The organism is Aeromonas sp. ASNIH2 (assembly GCF_002934795.1).
Taxonomy (GTDB): domain Bacteria; phylum Pseudomonadota; class Gammaproteobacteria; order Enterobacterales; family Aeromonadaceae; genus Aeromonas; species Aeromonas caviae.
Genome location: NZ_CP026406.1, coordinates 583,583 through 602,776, shown reverse-complemented (window position 1 = coordinate 602,776; position 19,194 = coordinate 583,583). Strand labels below are relative to the sequence as shown.

The following is a 19,194-nucleotide window of genomic DNA, read 5'->3' as shown; positions in this document are numbered from 1 at the left end:
AATGAAAATTAAATTAATACCGCTCCAAGCCCATGGCGATGAACGAGGCTCTTTAATCGCGTTGGAAGAAGGTAAAAATATCCCTTTCCCGGTTAAACGGGTCTATTACCTGTTCAATACTAAAGATGGTGTTAGCCGTGGTTTTCATGCCCACAAAGCATTAAAACAAGTCGCTATTGCCGTTCGTGGATCTTGCCGTTTCGTATTAGATGATGGGAAAGAGCGAGTAGAAGTATTACTCGATAACCCGGCTCAAGGCCTGCTGATTGAGTCCTTTATGTGGCGGGAGATGCACGATTTTTCCGATGATTGTGTGCTGATGGTGTTAGCTGATCAATTATATGATGAGAATGACTACATTAGAAGTTATGATAACTTTATTTCCTTAGTCGACAAGTAGTGAGCGTATGTATAATATCCATCCCCTCAGTGACGTTCAATCAGATAAGGTCGGCGAAGGTACACGAGTATGGCAGTTTTCTGTCATATTGAAAAATGCAAAAATAGGCGCCGAATGCAATATATGTGCACATACTCTGATTGAGAATGATGTGACGATTGGTGATAGGGTTACTATCAAATCGGGTGTTTATATTTGGGACGGCACAACGATAGAGAATGATGTATTTATCGGCCCTTGTGTGACCTTCACCAATGATAAAATGCCACGTTCGAAAGTGTATCCTGAACAATTTTCTCGCATTCATATAAAGAAAAATGCATCGATAGGGGCAAATGCCACTTTATTGCCTGGCATTACAGTTGGCTCCTATGCCATGGTCGGAGCGGGTTCTGTAGTAACAAAAGATGTTCCTGATTATGCCGTAGTCGTTGGCAATCCAGCTAAAGTCATTCGCTATATAGAGAACTAAAATGGTCGAATTTTTGAGTTTGAAATCTGTCAACGCCCAATATCAGCAAGACCTGAAAGAAGCTTGTGCCCGTGTTATCGACTCTGGTTGGTATATTATGGGCAACGAGCTGACTCAGTTTGAAACTGAGTTTGCGGCTTATTGTGGTACTAAACATGCCATCGGTGTTGCTAATGGTCTGGATGCTCTTATTCTGGTGCTGCGAGCCTGGAAAGAGCTTGGCAAACTGAAAGCAGGTGATGAAGTCATCGTGCAGGCCAACACCTATATTGCTTCGGTATTGGCTATTAGCGAAAACGATCTGGTACCTGTACTGGTTGAGCCCAATCCTGACACCTATAACCTCGATCCCGAGTTGGTTCGCGCTGCTATTACCTCCAATACGAAAGCAATTCTGCCGGTGCATCTCTATGGCCAGCTTTCCCCCATGCCTGAACTGATGGCAATTGCCAAAGAGCATGATCTGCTGGTACTTGAAGATTGTGCTCAGGCACACGGGGCAGAAATCGATGGAAAACGTGCTGGTAATTGGGGCGATGCAGCCGGTTTTAGTTTTTATCCTGGCAAGAACTTAGGGGCGCTTGGTGATGCAGGAGCTGTCACTACCAACGATGACGAATTAGCTCAAACGCTGAAGGCGCTGCGTAATTACGGCTCTCATAAAAAGTATGAAAATCTCTATCAGGGGATGAATAGCCGTTTGGATGAAATCCAAGCTGCAATGATGCGGGTTAAATTGCCTTATCTGGAGAGGGAAACCGCTCGCCGCCAGGAGATTGCCCGGCGTTATCGTGCGGGGATGAAAAATCCATCGGTCATATTGCCTCAGGTAGCAACAGAAAAGGCCCATGTCTGGCATCTGTTTGTAGTGCTCAGCGACGTTCGCGAGCAATTACAGCAATGGCTGACTGAGCAAGGGATCCAGACCCTGATCCATTACCCCATCCCCCTCACAAGCAGCAGGCTTACCCGCAGTTTTGGGATTGCCAACTGCCCGTGACCGAGCAGATTCATAGACAGGTACTCTCGCTCCCCATGGATCCCACCATGAGTGATGACGCGGTAGAGGCCGTTATTAATGCGGTAAATGGCTTTAAGGCATGAAGCGTTTACTCAAAGTCACAGCCATGACAGGGCTGCTGACGCTGCTCAGGATGGTAATGGGCTTTGTAATTGCCAAGGTGGTGGCCGTGTATACCGGCCCCACTGGCATGGCAATGTTGGGCCAAGTCCAGAGTATGGTGACCAGCCTCAATGGCATTGTTAATGCGCCAGTGGGCAGCGGCATTGTTCGCTATACGGCAGAAAAACAAGGTGAGGGATTTGAGGCTTGCGCCCCTTGGTGGCGAGCATCGCTGCAATGGGTACTGATTATTTCGGCAATCACTATCCCGACGGGATTATTACTAGCCGAGCACATAGCGACTTGGCTATTTCAAGATAAAACCCTGGCTTGGATTGTGATGGTCACCGTGGCAGTATTACCGTTTGCTGCCATAGGTACACTCTGTAATTCGGTGATCAATGGTCAACAACAGTATCGTCGTTACGTTGGGCTAGGGATGCTGTCAGTCCTGATTTCTAGTGCTGTGATGTTGATCATGATTGTTCAGGCCAATATTAAAGGTGCCTTACTGGCGACGGCGGTACAGGCTGCCTTAATTGGCGTGATAATGTTGATGATTAATCTTCGTCAACCCTGGTTTAAATTGCGGTATTGGTGGGGCACAACCGATAAAGAGGCTAGAAAAGCGATCGGTGGCTATATGCTGATGGCTATTACCACTGCATTGACAGTTCCAACATCACTTATCTTGGTCAGAAATATTTTGATCGACCAAGTCGGGTGGGAAGCTGCTGGCCAGTGGCAGGCGGTATGGAAAATATCCGAGGTTTACCTTGGTGTCATCACCATGGCACTGGGAACCTACTATTTACCGCGTCTCTCATCATTGGTGGGCGTTGATGCCATTGTCAGTGAAATTCATAAAACGGCTCGCATTGTATTGCCTATCGTTGCCATCTTGGCATTGGGTGTCTATCTGCTGCGTGATGTCGCTATCTGGCTGCTATTTACCAAAGAATTTAATGCCGCCCGCGATCTCTTTGCCGTTCAACTCTGTGGTGACGTGATTAAAATTGCCAGTTGGTTGTATGCTTATCCGATGTTATCCCGTGGTGCAACGAGGTGGTTTATTGGGACTGAAGTGATATTTTCCTTTTCATTCGTTATGCTAACCTATTTAATGGTTAATTACGCAGGGATAAAAGGTGTAACAATTTCTTATTTGGTGAATTATATCATATATTTTTTAAGTGTTTTCTTGAGTTTGAAAAAGTTCGTTCGTTAATTTAGTTAATAATAATTAAGCTGTACATTGTGTGCTTAGTGTGTGATAGATTTAGCTCTGAAGTACAACAATACCCTGTATAATACAAACTATTTGGTTTTGGTGACGTTTTTATGATAGTAAATAGGGTGACGTTGATAACAACAACATACAAAAATTGGCATCTTTTGGACAAAGCGATAGCATCAGTAGCAAGGCAGATTGTCAGTAAAGAATATGAGGTTGAGTATTTCATCGTGGATGATGGAACCGAAAACTTCAATCAGGAATATGTGAGCAAACTAATATCAAAGTTGAAAATAAATACAAAGTTAATTTTAAATGAAATGAATGTTGGCACTGTTGCCTCCGTTAATAATGTAATTAAACAATCAAATGGTGATATTATTGTTTTTCTTTCTGCGGATGATGAGTTTTATGATGAAAATGTGATTGATAATATTGTCAAAGAATTTGTGAAAACAAGCGCCAATATAATTACAGGTTTTAGACAGCCTGTTCTTGATGGTGTTGAACAGCCTCTCTTGCCAGAAAAAAGAAAAATCCCTTTATTTTCCAACCGAATTTCTTTATTAAAGTCTTTGGTTCTGCATGGTAATTTTATTTCCGGTGCTTCAACTGCGTATAGTAGATCTGTTTTAGAACAGCTAGGCTTTTTTGATGAAAGATATCGTCTTTTAGAGGATTATCCTTTTTATGTTAAAGCACTTTCGTTAGGGATAAATATCCATTTTATGGAGTCTGTTTTTATTCGTTATGGTCTCGGTGGAGTGTCCACATCAAAAGGACCTAATCCTATACTGCAAAACGACTTGTCATATTTTTATAAGAATATCACATTGGAACTCAACGAGTTTTCTTTATGGGAATTGAGGTTTTTTACTTATTCAAGAATGATGAGTAGAAGAGATAAAATTTTAAATGCTTATAAGTATCCGGATGCAGTTTTTATTATATTCTTTATTAGGTTATTTGATTTTTGTAGAGTAAGCTTATGAGGATACTATATCTATACGGAGCCTATAATATATTTTTATCGGAACAAACAATAAAGGCAAGAGCATGAAGCGGGAGTTAAATGTAAACCCATAAAGGCATATTGAAAGTTGACTAACTATTTGTAGTCCTTACTGTGTAAGGGCAAGGGATTCTCGTAATCTTTCCCTGTTGTTTAATTGTGCATCTACTTATCTTAGCTTAGGCTAATCGCTAGCGGGAGGGCTGAGTGCCAAGGCAAGATCATGAACGTTTTTTGTTCAAAATGCTCCCGTTGTTGACCCGAAACTCGTGGTGTGATCTTATGCTCTCTTTTTGAGGGTATAAGCATGGATATCGACAGCATCAAGGAATATTTCATCCAGATCCACGATGACAGGCAAAGCGCTAAAGTCGACTATCCGTTATTTGATATCTTGTTCGGCAGTTTGTGCGCCATCATGGCTGGAGGGCGCGGCTGGACTGACATCCGTGAATATGTGATGGGGCATCACGAATGGTTTCTGAAACACAAGCTGTTTGAAAATGGCGTGCCAGTGGATGACACCTTTGCCCGCTTGATTTCAAGCATTAAGCCAGCGGCATTTCAGGAGTGCTTCCTCAATTGGATGCGGTCGGTACACAAGTTAACACAAGGCGAGGTGGTGGCCATTGATGGCAAGACACTACGAGGCTCTTACAATCGTAGTGAGCGCGGTAGCACAATCCACATGATTAAGTGCATACGCTAGTGCCAACCAACTGGTGCTCGGCCAGCTTAAAACCGATGCCAAAAGCAACGAGATCACCGCGATCCCTGCATTAATAAAGATGCTCGAGTTGCGTGGAGCGCTGGTGACCATTGATGCGATGGCCTGTCAAACCAACATTGCCCAAACGATTTTAGAGCAAGGGGCTGACTATTTGCTGGCAGTGAAAGGCAACCAGGGCAAACTGTCTGATGCGATAAAGGCCGCATTTGCACCTCAGCGGCAAGCGGCGCTTGAAGCTCATGAGCCGCTCAAATTACAGCGTGGTCGAGTGGAGTTACGCACGAGCCATGTACTGGATGCCAATGAATTAATAGGGGATTTTTCGGGTTGGTCTGGGCTCAAAAGCATCGTCATGGTGGAGTACTTCCGGGCAGAAAAAGGAAAGTCCATTAGCCTGGAACAGCGCTATTACATTTGCTCGAAGGAATTAACCTCAAGTGAGGCTGGTGACGCAGTGCGAGCGCATTGGGGCATTGAATCGATGCACTGGATTTTGGATGTAAGCCTTCGCGAAGATGCGTGCCAGATTTACCGTGACAATGCGGCGGAAAATCTAGCGGGTCTGCGGCATATGGTTCTCAACATGCTACGAGCGGAAGAAACGAAGATAAGCATGCCGATGAAACAGAAACGCTGCATGATGAATCCGGCATTTTTAGAGCGAGTTTTATTGGCTGGATTTGCTTCGATGGCTAATTAACGAGCATTCATGCGGATGCCCTGGGCTGAGTGCCTACCGAAAGCTATTTAATGAATATATTACCGATGAAGCGCTGCAATTTTTCCGTAATTATGTCAATCACGACCAGATTGCAATGAGCGATTTAGAGAACAAATTGAGTTTGCATTAAATATTCTATTTGAACACCTAAAACTAGGACGCTTAAAGTTGGAATGACATAATTTAATGTACGCCGACGTCGTTTCATTTTCAATGATGGCAATATTCTACGATAGATAATCACTATTCTAGGGGATATAGAGTGGGGCTGCTTGTTGAGTTTGCGCTATTAATTATAGAAAAACAAATGTTACTTTATTTATTTTTTGCATTTGTATTTTTTTTAGTTCAGCTTTTTTTTGTTAAAAAACACATTTATAGTATTTTTGATCCTTTGCTGATTTTTATTTTTTTTAATGGTTTTTCTTGGGCTACGGTTTTGATGGTCAGTGAAATCAATAGTAGATATTCATACTTCATTGATTTGTCAATATTTAATGTATGCTTTTTCTTACCTTCATTCTTCTTTAAAAAAATGAATGTTCGAAAAATACATGACGCAATGCTAGAAAACACAAGAAAATTTGATTTTCAAGTGTTTTATACAATATCTATTATATTGTTTTTTTCAACGCTAGCTTTATGGTTAATAAAAGGTATTCCTATTCTCTCTGAAAACCCCGACAGAGCTAAATCAGAATATTATGAAGGTGGTTTTGGGTTTGTAAGATATATTCATTTTGTCACACCATTATTTTGTATCTTTTTTTCTGTTTATTGTTTGGTTTATTTGAAAAATAATTTTTTTAGAAAAATAATATTAATTACAGTCACATGCTTTTCTATACTAGTCACGTTATCTACTGGGGCAAAGTCTGCCTTGTTGCCTGTGGTATTTGTGTTTGCACTCATCGGAAGTTTTGACATAAATAATAGAAATGCAAAACGCATTAGAAAATTATCTTATATATTTATGGTCGGCGCGTGTCTATTTGTTGGCGTGGTTTTTTCCATTGTTTCAAACCAAGGTGGAATCGATCAAATATTAAAATTACTTATGATAAGAATGATAGCGTTTGGAGACACATTTTTCTTCTGGTATGAATATGATTTAGAGAAAAAGATAGAATCTATAAACTTGTTTGCTTATTTGTTATCTCCACTACTATCTATGCTTAAAATAATAGAGCAACAGTACCCGCTTGGTTCGCAACTGGTGTCTGCCGTTACAGGTGAAAATTTAGTTAGTTTTGGCCCTAATGGTCAATTGCCTGTTGTACTCTCTCTTGTATCGCTGCACATAAAATATGCGCTTTCATTAATGTTTGGATTTATATTTTTCTATATTAGAAACAATGCTTATATCTTGATAAAAACTTCAGGACTATTTGGTTCATTAATATTCATTGGAGTTTTTATAAATATAACATATGTATACACTGATGTTTTGTTGTTGCTGTCAATTGTGTATTCTTCTATTATTACATTTGTTTTTATCTATCTTGCTATGCTTCTTTTAAGGTTTAGCACGAGTGTTCAGGCAGTCTCTAATGGGTGTGAAGATAAATGAATTTTCTGAGGGATCGTTGATGTCTAAGTATTATATAGATATTGTGTTGGCTACTTATAATGGTGCTCTTTTTATAAAAGAGCAACTTGATTCAATTCGAAATTGTGATGGCTACAATGAATTGATTAACAGAATCATTGTCAGTGATGATAGCTCCGTTGATGATACAGTTAAAATTGTCCACGAGTTTAATGACTCAAAAATTGAGGTTGTAACAAATACCTTTAATAAAGGTCCTGTTGGAAATTTTTCTCATGGCTTGAGTATTTCAACTGCACAGTTTGTCATGTTTTCTGATCAAGACGATGTTTGGTGCAAGGATAAAATATTAAAGTTTTATGAAAAATCAAAGTTTCTTGATGTCAATCATCCCGGTGTTGTCTATTCCAACCTAACACTTGTTGATAAGCACTTGAATTTATTAGGCCGTAATTTTTTCGAAAATGAAAAAGTTTCTTTTGATTGGGGATGTAAAGTATCGAATCTTTTCTTTCAAAATGTTGCGCCAGGATGTGCTATGTTATTAAATAGAAAATGTATAGAGCGAATATATCCTCTTGATGACGAAAAAATCGTGATGCATGATTGGTGGGCTTTAATGTTCGCCTCTATTCATGAAAATGTGTTAGTGATTAATGAACCGCTGGTTCAGTATCGTCAGCATGAAAATAATGCGGTTGGCGCGACTATTGAAAGTAATTTTAGTGATTTTTATAAAAAAATAAAAAAATCGTGGGCAAACTTTCATAGAGCAATATATCAACTTGAATTTTTTTATAGCAAGCTATCTCAATATGAAATAGAAAAGCTAAATTGCAATGAGTTTGAAAGAATAACATTCTTTAAAAACTTTAATCAAAAGAATATTATTCAGCGTATTTGCGCTGCCTGTGATAAACCCCCGTATAAGTCTGATAAATTACGTGACGCACTAACACGGTTATTTATAATTCTTGGGTAACATATTCTGCCGGTAGGGGATTTTTCGTTTAATATTTAATGAAACAAGATAAATTCATGAGAACTCTATTTCTTCTATGCCATTTTTTCGAAATGCTTATAATAGCGACAAGATTCTGATCTGATAGACGTTCTTCTATCAATACGGTTATCATCATGAACGCTATCAGCTTACTTGAATACTTGGAACCGTTAACCGCCCCTATTGACAGAAGTGTGACGTTCGGTCACTGGATCATATTTTGGATGTTGAGCGACCTGTTCAGCCTAATGAGTTGGCGGGTGGCTATCCAGCTTCAGACAGATTTGGTTAGCAACGCCATGATGAAGGTGTGGTCAGCTTATTCGCACTTTTCCTAAAACACTCCAACGTTTTAATTAAGGCTCATGATTGTGAACAGTGGAAAGATATTAGTTTTAGTCGCCGCTTATAATGGACAGCAATGGTTATCAGAGCAGATGGATTCAATATTTAATCAGCGCGATGTTGATGTATGTGTTGTTATTAGCGTTGATAGGAGTACCGACGATACATTAGAACTTTGTAAAAAATATGCTGATTTGAACTCTAATGTTAAGGTGCTGCCATATGGTGAGTCTTTTGGTGGTGCGGGGAATAATTTCTATCGTTTAATAAAAGATTGTGATTTTTCAAGCTTTGATTACATTGCCTTCAGTGATCAGGATGATATCTGGCATCATGATAAGCTATCTAATGCTATTGAAAAATTACAACAATACGATTGTTATTCTTCAAATGTCACTGCATTTTGGGAGGATGGCCGCGAAGTTCTTATTGATAAGGCGCAACCACAACAGCGTTGGGATTATTTATTTGAAGCTGCGGGGCCGGGGTGTACTTATGTCTTCAAGCGAGAGTTCGGTCTTGTTTTTCAAGAATGGTTAAGAAGACATCATGAAGTAATAGCAAACAATGTGGCTTTACATGATTGGTTAATGTACGCGTTTGCCAGGAACAATGATTATCGTTGGTATATCGATCCGAATTCTGGCATGCAATATCGCCAGCATCAGAATAATCAGGTAGGAACTAATAATAATTTCGCTGCGGCAAAAAAAAGATTGCGATTGATTAAAGATAAGTGGTATAGAAATCAAATTGTCAGTATTGCCACCCTATTAGGGCTAGAAAATACTCCGATTGTAAAAAATGGATTGATGAATGGCTATGTTGGTAATCTATATCTCTTAGTCAACATTAATAGATTAAGGCGTAGGGCGCGAGATAAGCTAGCATTGGCTGTTGTTTTATTATTCAATATTTTTTGATTTTATGCGCCTTATTTAGCTGCCTTACTTAGCCATTGCTTCACAGAGCCATGGCAGGTTATTAAAGAGTGTGTATAGGGCAGAAGAGTAATGTTTACTTGATATTTTATAGATTCTATTTAATTGTCTTCTGGAGTCGAATTGTGGAGTTTATATTATTTTTTGTTGCGTCCTTTATCTTATTGTTTTTTGCAAGAAAGTTAGCGCAAAGAATAAATTTAGTAGACCGGCCTAATGAACGTAAATTGCATCAGGGGTTGGTTCCTCTGGTCGGGGGGATTTCGATATATCTGACGCTGATGTTAGCCTTATGGTATAAGCCTGAATTACTGGCTAATTCTGAAGTGTACGTGCTTTGTGCTTCTGTTTTAGTCATGATGGGCGCCATTGATGACAAATATGATGTTGATTATCGTCTCAGATTGATTGTACAAATTCTTATCTCTTGTGCGATGATTTTTGCCGCAGGGCTCTCGTTAAAAAGCCTTGGTCATATTTTTTTCAGTTATGAGATAAACTTGGGGCCGCTCGGCTACATTGTCACCATTCTTGCCGTACTTGGTGCTATTAACGCCTTTAATATGGTGGATGGTATAGATGGTTTATTGGGTGGGCTCACCATGGTGACCTTTGGTGCACTCGCATATATCCATTATGCCGATGGGCAACTACCACTGGCTCGCTTCTGTCTGCTGATGATGATCGTGGTGGTGCCCTATATCTGCCTGAATCTGGGCTTCCCTTTTGGTGTTCACAAGAAGGTCTTTATGGGGGATGCGGGCAGCATGCTGATCGGTTTTACCGTAATCTGGGTATTGTTGCAGGGTACTCAAGGGCCAAAAGCACAGATGAACCCGGTCACCGCACTCTGGTTAATTGCCATTCCGCTGATGGATATGACTTGTATCATGGTGCGGCGCATCCGTAAGGGAGTCTCCCCTTTTAAGCCCGATCGCGAGCATCTACATCATATCTGCCTGCGGGCGGGGCTTTCATCCCATCAAGCCTTGGTGGTGATTTGTGGTGTTGCGACCCTGCTGGCCGTTGCGGGTATTGCCCTCGAATATGGTGCCGTGCCAGAGTGGATCAGCTTGTTGTTATTTGCTCTGGTGTTTGTCCTCTATTACCAGTTGCTTAACAATATCTGGCGTATTCTCGCCTGGGTAAAGCCCAAGATTGCCAATGACCCTAATTAAATTGGGCCGGTCTGCATAGGATATTGCCTGGCCTCTTATGGAAGATACGCCCCCGATCTTGTCTGACAAAGACCGCCAGGCGCCTTTTATGACTTCTCTGAACTGCTTAGGAAACGACTGCCGTTATGACCAATAAAGAGATAACTCCACAAGCTGATGCTCATTTGCCAAAAGGCTGGCAGGCTACTTCTGATGAAATCGATCTGCGCGAGTTGGTGCTGGTGCTATGGCGTCAGAAGGCGGTGATCCTGCTGTTCACGGCGCTGTTTGCCGTGGCTGGGGTGGCCTATGCGCTGCTGGCGCCACAGGTCTGGTCTGCCAAGGCGGTGATCGCGGAGCCCAAGCCGGAAGATTTGCTACCGATGAATAAAATATCGGTACAAGCCTCTGCACTGGGGCTCACAGGTTTTCCAGACGGGAAAAGTCTCTATCAGGAATTTGTACAGGAGTTCAACGCTTATGAAAACCGTCGGGATTACCTGAAAGACAGCCCGCTGTTTGCTGAGCAGATAGAGGAATCAGCTTTGGATGCCAAGGCTCAGAGACGTTGGCTGCGTGACTGGGCCAATCTGGCGACGGCCAAACCTGTAGATAAGAAGGGAGAAGAGCCAGGGATTGCAATTACCTTTGCGGCTCCTGCCGCTGAAACGTCGCTGGCGATGCTGGAAGGATATGTCGGTTACATCGTCAAGTTGCAACAGCAGAAATTGATCGAGCGCCTAGGTGCACAGCGTGATTTGCAACTGGGAGAGATGAATACACGCTACACCGTGATGCAGGAAGAGGCCAAGCGTGCACTGCAGCAGGAGATCTCCGAGGTCGCGCTTGCCAACCGCGTGGCCAAGGCTGCGGGTGTGAGTACGCCGTTGGAACGGACTAGCAGTCAGGAACGTTTCTCCATCTTGCTCGGGTCCAAGGGACTGGAAGAAAAGCTGGCCTTGCTGAAGTCCCTTGATTTGTCAGTCTATCAACCCGAGTTGCAGAAGTTGCAGGCACAGATGGATCGCTTGAAGCGCATCTCTCTGGAGGGGATTGATTTTCGTCCATTTTCCTATCTGGACGCACCCGACGAACCCCAGAGCCGTGACAAGCCCAAGCGCCCCTTGGTCGTGGTGCTGGCCACCCTGCTCGGCGGCATGCTGGGGGTGGGCATAGTGCTGGTGCGCCATGCGTTTCGCAAGCCCGAGCCAGAACAGGCATAATCGTTGCCAAGTGCATCAAAGGGGGGCTCGGCCCCCTTTTTGTTGCTTGGGGGGTAGTGTTATGAACATGAATGCATGGAGGTCAGGGAAGATGACGTCAACAGCAAGGGCCTTTGGGTTGATCAGCGTGCTGTACTGGCTGCTGGGCATGCATTTCTTTATGCACAACCCTGGCGGGGCCGGGCTCTATCTGCCGTTCAACGCCTGGGGCTGGATCTTCGCGAGCCTGGTGATGGCCCTGGGGCTGTGGCAGGTCACCCTCAACCAGCGGCTGATGGTTTCGCCGCTGCTGACGGTCCTGTGGCTTGGCGGCTTGCTGCTGTTGCTGCCCATGGCCTATCCCGGCTTCGCGCTCAAGGATTACGCCATTCCCCGGCTGCTGGGGCTGTTTGCCGGCCTGCTGTTCCTCGCCAGCCTCTACCAGTGGCGGCTGGATCGCGGCGCGCGCGACCGGCTGCTCTATCTGCTGCTGGGTGCCGTCGCCATAGAGGCGCTGCTCGGCCTGGTGCAGTACTACCTGCTGGTGCCGGGCAACTGGCTGGGCTATGACACCAAGGTCAACCGCCCCTACGGCATCTTCCAGCAACCCAACGTGATGGCGAGCTTCATGGCGACCGGCTTGTCGCTGGCCATCTGGCTGGAGCTGCGGGGCCATGGGCACCCCTGGCTCAGGGGGCTGCGCTATGGGGTGATCCTGGCAACGTCCCTGCTGCTGGTGGTGGTGCAATCCAGGGTGGGGCAACTCGGCGGGGTGCTGGCCTTGCTGCTGCTCGTGCCCCGGTTGCACCGCGAGCGGTTGCTGGGCCGGGTGCTGGGTCTGGTGGCCCTGGGTGTGGCGCTCGGGCTGGCCTCCCAGTACGGGATGGCGGGGGCAAAGCGGGGGCTAGAGATGTACCAGTCCGGCGGCATGCGCTCGGTCTACTGGCCCTATGCTGCCAGGCTCATCGCCGAGGCACCCTGGACCGGCTGGGGCTACGGCAGCTTCGAGTCCGTTTTTCTTCAGCACTACATGGCCGACAAGGCGCTGAACCCCGCCATGGTGCAGATCGAATACAACCTGGATCACCCCCACAACGAGTTTCTCTACTGGGCGGTGGAGGGGGGGCTGGCCCCCATGCTCGGCATGGTGCTGATGGGGGGCGCCCTGCTGTGGCGGGTGAGCCGGACTGGCTGGGTCAGGGGCCCGGCCCTGCTGGCGCTGGTGACGCCCATCCTGCTGCATACCCAGACCGAGTACCCGTTTTATCACTCCATCGCCCACTGGTGGGCCTTGCTGCTGCTCGTCCATGTGCTGGATGCAGAGGTGGAGGAGGGGGCCGAGGCCAGCTGGCGGGAGTATACCTACCGCCCCTGGCTGCTGCTGCGTTTCGCGGCCATCGCCATTCCCCTCATCGTGGTGCCCTTTATGCTGACGGCCATCCACACCGCCTGGGTGGTGACCCAGTACGAGCGCGGCGGTTACAAGCAGCCGGCGCTTCTGCTCGACATCGTCAATCCCATGGCCTGGCTGACCCGGGTGGAGTTTGACGTGAACGCGGTGCGGCTGATGGTGGGCCTGCAGAGCAACAACAAGGGAGAGCTGGAGGCCTATCTCGACTGGGGGCAGGGGTTCGTGCGCCATACCCCCAGGGCCAATATTTACGCCAACATGGTGATCGCCCTCAATGCCCTGGGGAGGCATGAGGAGGCCGATCGCCTGCGGGCCGAGGCCCTGGTGCTTTATCCGGGTGAGCCCTTGCTCACCGGCTCGGCGGCGAGATCCGTTGCCGCGACCCTGGAGCGCAAGCCCTCTTCATAGTCCGGAGTGACAGCCCTCGGTGTCTTTCCATCACGGCCGCCTCGCGGCCGTGATCATTTCCACCCCGGGCAAGCTGGCAGTCAGCTTTGGTGGTGTAGTCTCCCCGGGGGGATGGCGTGGCCCAAGGCGGGGTCGGCGTCATCGGGTCTTGGTTGTCACCGGAGTCGACATCGTGAAGAAGAGTGCATTCATCGTCATCAGCCTGCTCGCCCTGACGGGTTCGCCCGCTGTCGCGGGCACCAGCGCCCAGGTGGAATACGGCACGGTACAGGAGAGCCGCCTCCTCACCCAGGAGGCGCCCCGGCAGGGAACTACCCGGCCCCTTCGCACCATAGGGGCGGCCGCGCTGGGAGCCGCCGTCGGCAGCCAATTTGGCGGTGGCTCCGGCCAGACCGTCGCCACCACAGTGGGGGCCGTCGCGGGGGCCGAAGTCTCCCGCCGCCGCCAGGGTAACCAGCAGAGCGGGCAGGGCCGGCAGACGGTCGAGCTGCTGATCAAGACGGAGGCGGGCAAACTGCTCAACGTCGTGCAGGAGCAGGATCCCGCACTCACCTTCGCCAAGGGGGACAGGGTGCGCATCCTGACCACGGGAGCGGACACCCGGGTCGACAAGTCTGTATAGCCACGTCGGGGCAGGAGCTGTACAAGGTTGCACCAAGGGGGGCATCGGCTCGCAAAAACGGGCTTGAGTGCTGGACGGCGGGAGCGTCTTGGCTAAGATAACCGTCTTAACGTCTTGTTTGGCAAGGGAGTATGACATGGAGATAGTACTAGGCCCATTAGAGGCGCGCGTGATCGGCTGCCTGATAGAGAAAGAGATCTGCACGCCGGATCAGTACCCTCTCTCGCTCAATGCGCTGGTCAACGCCTGCAACCAGAAGAGTAACCGCGAGCCCGTGCTGGAGCTCGCCGAGCTGGACATCCGCGCCGTGATCGACGAGCTGATCCGCCGCCGCCTGGTGGTCAATACCGCCGGTTTCAACGCCCGGGTGCCGCGCTATCAGCACCGCTTCTGTAACACCGAATTTGGCGAGCTCAAGTTCACGGCCCAGGAGCTCGGCATTGTCTGCGAACTCTTGCTGCGCGGCCCGCAGACCCCGGGTGAACTGCGCTCGCGCACCAATCGCCTGTGCAGTTTCGACGACGTGACCGAGGTGGATGCCGTGCTGGCCGGCCTCGTCGAGCGGGGGCCCTATGTGGTCAAGCTGCCCCGGGAGCCGGGCAAGCGGGAGTCCCGCTACGCCCACCTGTTCAGTGGCGAGGTGGATCTGCAGGCGCTGGCCGACGCGGCGCCCGCTGGCAACCTTGTGTCACCGGCGGCAGACAGACTGGCGGCGCTCGAAGAAGAGGTCGAGCACCTCAAGGGGCAGTTGCAGGGGCTGGAAGCCCGTCTGGCCCGGCTGGAAGGCTGAGCCAACAACCTGTTTCCAGAAGGCGCTGCGGCGCCTTTTTTGATGACCGCGCCCCTCCTGCGGCCCGTTGCCCGGTGGCAGGGGCGAGTGCCCTGTCAGCCCTGTCGCTCGCGTACCCATCAAAGGCGCCAGCTTTTTTGCACTATTTCGCGCTTAAGGGTCGAGCCGCCGCCGCTTTCCCGTTAAAATTCCGCCTTTGCACTTGCCCGTGAGTTCTGATGTCAGCCTTCACCCTCTCTTCAGATTGCCATGCCCTGCTGTGCGAGCTGCAATTGCAGCGCGCCGCCAGCACTCGTTACCTGCAAGACACCCTCTATGCCCCGGGCGCACCCGGGCGTGCGCTGCTCGACACCCTCGATCAGTTGCAGCAGTGGGGGCTTGTCCGTCAACGAACGGAGCAGCAGTGGAGTCTGACGGCAGAGGGAACCCTGACCCTGATCCTGGCGGTGCGTGCGGGGGAGTGCCCCATGCCGCAGTGGTCCCGCATCCCCTCGGTCACGGGCCTGGAGCGGGCACAGGAGGTGGTGCGCGAGCTCTGTCTGGGAGACGCGGGGCAGATCCCGGCCTATTACCAGAGTGCCGAACTCCTGAGCCTCCTGGATCTCCCCGATGCTCCCCGCCTGCTGGCAGGCTCCAGCCCCGCCTGGCAGGCCCTGCTGCTCGAGCACTTCGCCTTGCAGGCCCTGCTTGACGCAGAGCCTGACGAGGGCTGGCCGCTGGCTACGCTGGTCGCCTCCTGCTCCCCGGCGCTCTCTGGCCAGATCCAGGCTCGCGCCCGAGAATGGGAGTGGCTCTGCGGTTCCTTTGGCGGCGAGGTAACCACTCACTGGCCTGCACTGCAACAACTGGCGCAGCAGGGGGATGAGCAACCCCTGGCCGAGCGGCTGCTGGGGGCGCTTGGCCAGTGGCAGGGGCAAGAGGCGTCGCCCTGGCCCCGGATGTTCAGCGCCCTGCTCTGGCTCGGCTGGTTGCAACAGGCAGATCCGGTGCAGGGGAGCGAGCAGCGCAAGAAGTGGCAGCGCAGTCTGGGCCATCACTCCCCCCTGCTGGCCGATCTGCTGGGGCAGTGGGCCGGAGATCGCCACGGCCAGGCGGTCGGCCTGTTCGATACCCTGCAACTGCCGCTGGAGGAGCTCCACTGGGGTTACCTCTGGCTCGATCTCTGCGCCCTGGCGCGCCACGGCGAGCAGAGCCCCCAGGTGACCATCTTGCACAAGTGGGACCTCTCCCACGTGCTGGACGCCGAGCCCCGGCATCGACTGATGGCCTTCTGCCAGGATCTGCTGCGACTCCTGCTGGGCCGGGAGGCCGCCCATTGGCCCCTGCGCGCGTTGCGTCCTGCTCAAGGAGAGGAAGAGGATGCCACCGAGGGGGAAGGCAAGGCCCCCGCCTCGGCAAGCTGGCTCAACTGGCTGCAGGGATTGGGACGCTCGAGTGGGGTGCGCAAGCCTCGGGAGCGGCTGGTCTGGCTGCTCCACGCGGAGGGGCCTGAGCTTGAGTGCAAGATCCAGAAGCAGAGCACCAAGGGGGAGTGGACCGCCGGGCGAAGGGTCGATCCGGCCCTGCTTTCCACCCAGTACGCCAGCCTGCTGGACGAAGCTGACTGGGCACTGGTGCGCACCCTGCCGCGCAACATGGGCAAGCTGCCCCGGGATGCCTGGGTGCCCCTGGCAAACCATCCTCGCCTCTTCAATGCCAAGGGGCAGAAGCTGCAACTGGCCGTCAGCGCCCCCCTGCTGCAACTGGTACAGAGCGGGGAGGGCATGAGCGCCAGACTACATCCTGCTCCCGCCGCCCGCGGTGCGCACATCGTCCCCCTGGCTCAGGATTTGTGGCAGCTTATTCTGACACCGCAGGCGCTGCTGGACAGATTACCGGCCCTGGAGGCCATTCCGGCATTGCCGCCGGCCGGGCTCGAGGAGCTGCAACGCACGCTGGATGCGATCCCCGATCTCCCCTGGCACAGCCAGGTGGCGGGGCTCAGAGGCAACGCCGAGCTGGCCCCCTGGCCCGGCGTTCCCTCCGTCCTGCTCGACTGGCAGGAGGGGCAGCTCGTGGTTCAGCTGGTGACCCGGGAGGGGGACCTGCCTCCCTTGCCTCTGGGCAAGGGGGAGGCCATCGTGCGCCAGGGTATCCGGGAGTATCACTACTGGCAGCGGGATCTGGCTGCCGAGAAGGACGATGCCCAACGCCTTCGCAACCAGTTGCCCATCGGCCTGCCCGGCAACGAGTGGAAGCTGGACGGGGAGCAGGCGCTCACCCTGGTCAACGCCCTGCCCGAGCTGGTGGACGCCGGTGTGGTAGTGCACTGGCACCAGGACAGCGCCCGCCTCAAGAGCCTTGATGAGGCGGCTCTGAGCCTGCGCATCGAGCGGCGTCAGGACTGGTTCCAGGTGGAGGGCGCGCTCTCGCTGGACGAGCACCAGATCCTCGATCTTCGCCTCATCCTGCGCCAGCTGACCCCGGGCCAGCGCACGGTGCAGCTCGATGAGAAGACCAGCCTGATGTTGAGCGACAAGCTGGTGGATCGCCTCACCGTGCTCGGCGCCATGCTGGACAACGAGCAGCGCATCAACAACAAGCTGGCCTATCCGCTGGCCCGCCTGCTCTCCGTCATCACCACCGAGGGGGATGCCGCCTGGCAGAATCTCCAGCAGGAGTGGCAGCAGGAGGTGAGCTGTCCCCCCGAGCTGCTGACGGCGCTGCGGGACTATCAGAAGGAGGGGGTACGCTGGATGGCGACCCTGGCCCATCACGGCTTCGGCGCCTGTCTGGCCGATGACATGGGCCTGGGCAAGACCTTGCAGGCCCTCATTGTGCTGCGCATGCGTCAGCACCTGGGCCCGGCGCTGGTGGTGGTGCCCAAGTCAGTGGTCACCAACTGGCAGGAGGAGGTGGCCCGCTTTGCCCCCGAGCTCGAGGTGGTGGTGTTCGACCATCCCGCCGAGCGGGAGACCCTGATCCAGGGGGCCAGGGCCGGACAGATCGTCCTGGTCAACTACGGCATGCTCGGCAGTCTTTCCCAGGCGCTCAAGTCCCGCCGCTGGTCGAGCATGGTGCTGGACGAGGCACAGCAGATCAAGAATGCCGGTACCCAGCGCGCCAAGCTGCTGTTCCAGCTCGACGGGGATTTTCGCCTCGCCCTCTCCGGCACCCCCATCGAGAACCATTTGGGGGAGCTGTGGAGCCTGTTCAGCTTCATCAATCCCGGCCTGCTCGGGAGCCTCGGGGAGTTCAAGCGCCGCTTTGGCAAGGCGGTCAAGGATCCCCAGCACATGGCGATGCTGCGGGCGGTGATCAGCCCCTTCATCCTGCGCCGCCTCAAGCAACAGGTGCTGACGGAGCTGCCGGACAAGACCGAGATCATCCATCACATCAGCCTCTCCCCCGAGGAGCGTCAGCTCTACGAGGCGACCCGGCGCGAGGTGGTGCAGCAGGTGCAAAGTGCCGATGGCCGTGCCCTGATGCATGTGCTGAGCGGCCTGACCCGGCTGCGCCGACTCTGCTGCTCCCCCCAGCTGGTGATGCCGGAGTGGTCCCAGACCAGCAGCAAGCTGGACGAGGCGATGGCGCTGCTGGACGAAGCCATCGACGGCGGCCACCGGGTGCTGGTGTTCAGCCAGTTTGTCGATCTGCTGAGCCTGCTGCGCAGCCGTATCGAACAGCGGCAGTGGGACTACTGCTATCTGGATGGGGGCTGCTCGGCCAAGTTCCGTCAGGAGTCCATCCTGCGTTTTCGTCACGAAGCGGTGCCGCTCTTCCTCATCAGCCTCAAGGCGGGGGGGACGGGCCTCAATCTGACCCAGGCCGACACCGTGCTGCACCTCGATCCCTGGTGGAACCCGGCGGTGGAGGATCAGGCGAGCGATCGGGCGCACCGCATGGGCCAGACCCAGCCGGTGACCGTCTATCGTCTGGTGTGCGAGCAGACGGTGGAGGAGAAGATAGTGGCGCTGCACGACGAGAAGCGGGCACTGGCCGACGGCCTCCTGAGCGGCCAGTCTGAGGTGAAGGGGCTGGATGTGGAGAGCCTGCGGGCACTGCTGATGAGCTGACGGCGATGGGCTGTCGCTC

General features: G+C 51.1%; 13 protein-coding genes and 2 pseudogenes. All 15 read left to right on the top strand.

Annotated features, from left to right (window positions below; genetic code table 11):
• Position 1: 1 nt before the first annotated feature.
• A complete protein-coding gene (locus tag C3F36_RS02765) occupies positions 2 to 400 on the top strand; it encodes a sugar 3,4-ketoisomerase (RefSeq protein ID WP_104454418.1) in 399 nt (132 codons plus the stop codon).
• 7 nt (positions 401 to 407) lie between these two features.
• On the top strand, positions 408 to 872 hold the full coding sequence (locus C3F36_RS02760; protein WP_104454417.1) for an acyltransferase: 465 nt from the start codon (positions 408 to 410) through the stop codon (positions 870 to 872).
• A gap of 1 nt (position 873) precedes the next feature.
• Positions 874 to 1,976 (top strand): annotated as a pseudogene (locus tag C3F36_RS02755) (DegT/DnrJ/EryC1/StrS family aminotransferase).
• Complete coding sequence (locus tag C3F36_RS02750) at positions 1,973 to 3,223, top strand: O-antigen translocase (protein ID WP_104454416.1); 1,251 nt, start codon at positions 1,973 to 1,975, stop codon at positions 3,221 to 3,223. Before C3F36_RS02755 ends, C3F36_RS02750 begins: the two are co-directional and overlap by 4 nt.
• 113 nt (positions 3,224 to 3,336) lie before the next feature.
• Positions 3,337 to 4,221 carry a glycosyltransferase gene (locus C3F36_RS02745; protein WP_104454415.1) on the top strand — a complete coding sequence of 295 codons (885 nt, stop codon included), beginning with the start codon at positions 3,337 to 3,339 and terminating at the stop codon, positions 4,219 to 4,221.
• A gap of 327 nt (positions 4,222 to 4,548) precedes the next feature.
• Positions 4,549 to 5,671: pseudogene (locus C3F36_RS02740) on the top strand (ISAs1 family transposase).
• 283 nt (positions 5,672 to 5,954) lie between these two features.
• Complete coding sequence (locus tag C3F36_RS23195) at positions 5,955 to 7,262, top strand: O-antigen polymerase (protein WP_158656067.1); 1,308 nt, start codon at positions 5,955 to 5,957, stop codon at positions 7,260 to 7,262.
• Positions 7,263 to 7,281: 19 nt separating this feature from the next.
• Positions 7,282 to 8,223 carry a glycosyltransferase family 2 protein gene (locus C3F36_RS02735; protein WP_158656066.1) on the top strand — a complete coding sequence of 314 codons (942 nt, stop codon included), beginning with the start codon at positions 7,282 to 7,284 and terminating at the stop codon, positions 8,221 to 8,223.
• A gap of 386 nt (positions 8,224 to 8,609) precedes the next feature.
• Complete coding sequence (locus C3F36_RS02725) at positions 8,610 to 9,512, top strand: glycosyltransferase (protein ID WP_199769653.1); 903 nt, start codon at positions 8,610 to 8,612, stop codon at positions 9,510 to 9,512.
• A gap of 143 nt (positions 9,513 to 9,655) precedes the next feature.
• Positions 9,656 to 10,708, top strand: a complete 1,053-nt coding sequence (wecA, locus tag C3F36_RS02720; RefSeq protein WP_104454412.1) for a UDP-N-acetylglucosamine--undecaprenyl-phosphate N-acetylglucosaminephosphotransferase — start codon at positions 9,656 to 9,658, stop codon at positions 10,706 to 10,708.
• A 125-nt stretch (positions 10,709 to 10,833) separates the two neighbouring features.
• Complete coding sequence (locus tag C3F36_RS02715) at positions 10,834 to 11,910, top strand: LPS O-antigen chain length determinant protein WzzB (RefSeq protein WP_104454411.1); 1,077 nt, start codon at positions 10,834 to 10,836, stop codon at positions 11,908 to 11,910.
• 91 nt (positions 11,911 to 12,001) lie between these two features.
• Positions 12,002 to 13,708 carry a PglL family O-oligosaccharyltransferase gene (locus tag C3F36_RS02710; protein WP_104454410.1) on the top strand — a complete coding sequence of 569 codons (1,707 nt, stop codon included), beginning with the start codon at positions 12,002 to 12,004 and terminating at the stop codon, positions 13,706 to 13,708.
• A 172-nt stretch (positions 13,709 to 13,880) separates the two neighbouring features.
• On the top strand, positions 13,881 to 14,330 hold the full coding sequence (locus tag C3F36_RS02705) for a glycine zipper 2TM domain-containing protein (RefSeq protein WP_052447009.1): 450 nt from the start codon (positions 13,881 to 13,883) through the stop codon (positions 14,328 to 14,330).
• A 136-nt stretch (positions 14,331 to 14,466) separates the two neighbouring features.
• Positions 14,467 to 15,120, top strand: coding sequence for a YceH family protein (locus C3F36_RS02700; RefSeq protein WP_104454409.1), 654 nt, complete (start codon positions 14,467 to 14,469; stop codon positions 15,118 to 15,120).
• Positions 15,121 to 15,338: 218 nt separating this feature from the next.
• Positions 15,339 to 19,175: a DEAD/DEAH box helicase gene (locus C3F36_RS02695; protein WP_104454408.1), complete on the top strand. Its 3,837-nt coding sequence runs from the start codon at positions 15,339 to 15,341 to the stop codon at positions 19,173 to 19,175.
• The last annotated feature ends 19 nt before the right edge of the window (positions 19,176 to 19,194 follow it).

What these genes read in the sequence shown, in the direction of transcription:
- C3F36_RS02765 (WP_104454418.1), top strand. Translation starts at nt 2, where the DNA reads ATGAAAATTAAATTAATACCGCTCCAAGCCCATGGCGATGAACGAGGC.
- C3F36_RS02760 (WP_104454417.1), top strand. Translation starts at nt 408, where the DNA reads ATGTATAATATCCATCCCCTCAGTGACGTTCAATCAGATAAGGTCGGC.
- C3F36_RS02750 (WP_104454416.1), top strand. Translation starts at nt 1,973, where the DNA reads ATGAAGCGTTTACTCAAAGTCACAGCCATGACAGGGCTGCTGACGCTG.
- C3F36_RS02745 (WP_104454415.1), top strand. Translation starts at nt 3,337, where the DNA reads ATGATAGTAAATAGGGTGACGTTGATAACAACAACATACAAAAATTGG.
- C3F36_RS02735 (WP_158656066.1), top strand. Translation starts at nt 7,282, where the DNA reads ATGTCTAAGTATTATATAGATATTGTGTTGGCTACTTATAATGGTGCT.
- C3F36_RS02725 (WP_199769653.1), top strand. Translation starts at nt 8,610, where the DNA reads ATGATTGTGAACAGTGGAAAGATATTAGTTTTAGTCGCCGCTTATAAT.
- C3F36_RS02715 (WP_104454411.1), top strand. Translation starts at nt 10,834, where the DNA reads ATGACCAATAAAGAGATAACTCCACAAGCTGATGCTCATTTGCCAAAA.
- C3F36_RS02710 (WP_104454410.1), top strand. Translation starts at nt 12,002, where the DNA reads ATGACGTCAACAGCAAGGGCCTTTGGGTTGATCAGCGTGCTGTACTGG.
- C3F36_RS02700 (WP_104454409.1), top strand. Translation starts at nt 14,467, where the DNA reads ATGGAGATAGTACTAGGCCCATTAGAGGCGCGCGTGATCGGCTGCCTG.
- C3F36_RS02695 (WP_104454408.1), top strand. Translation starts at nt 15,339, where the DNA reads ATGTCAGCCTTCACCCTCTCTTCAGATTGCCATGCCCTGCTGTGCGAG.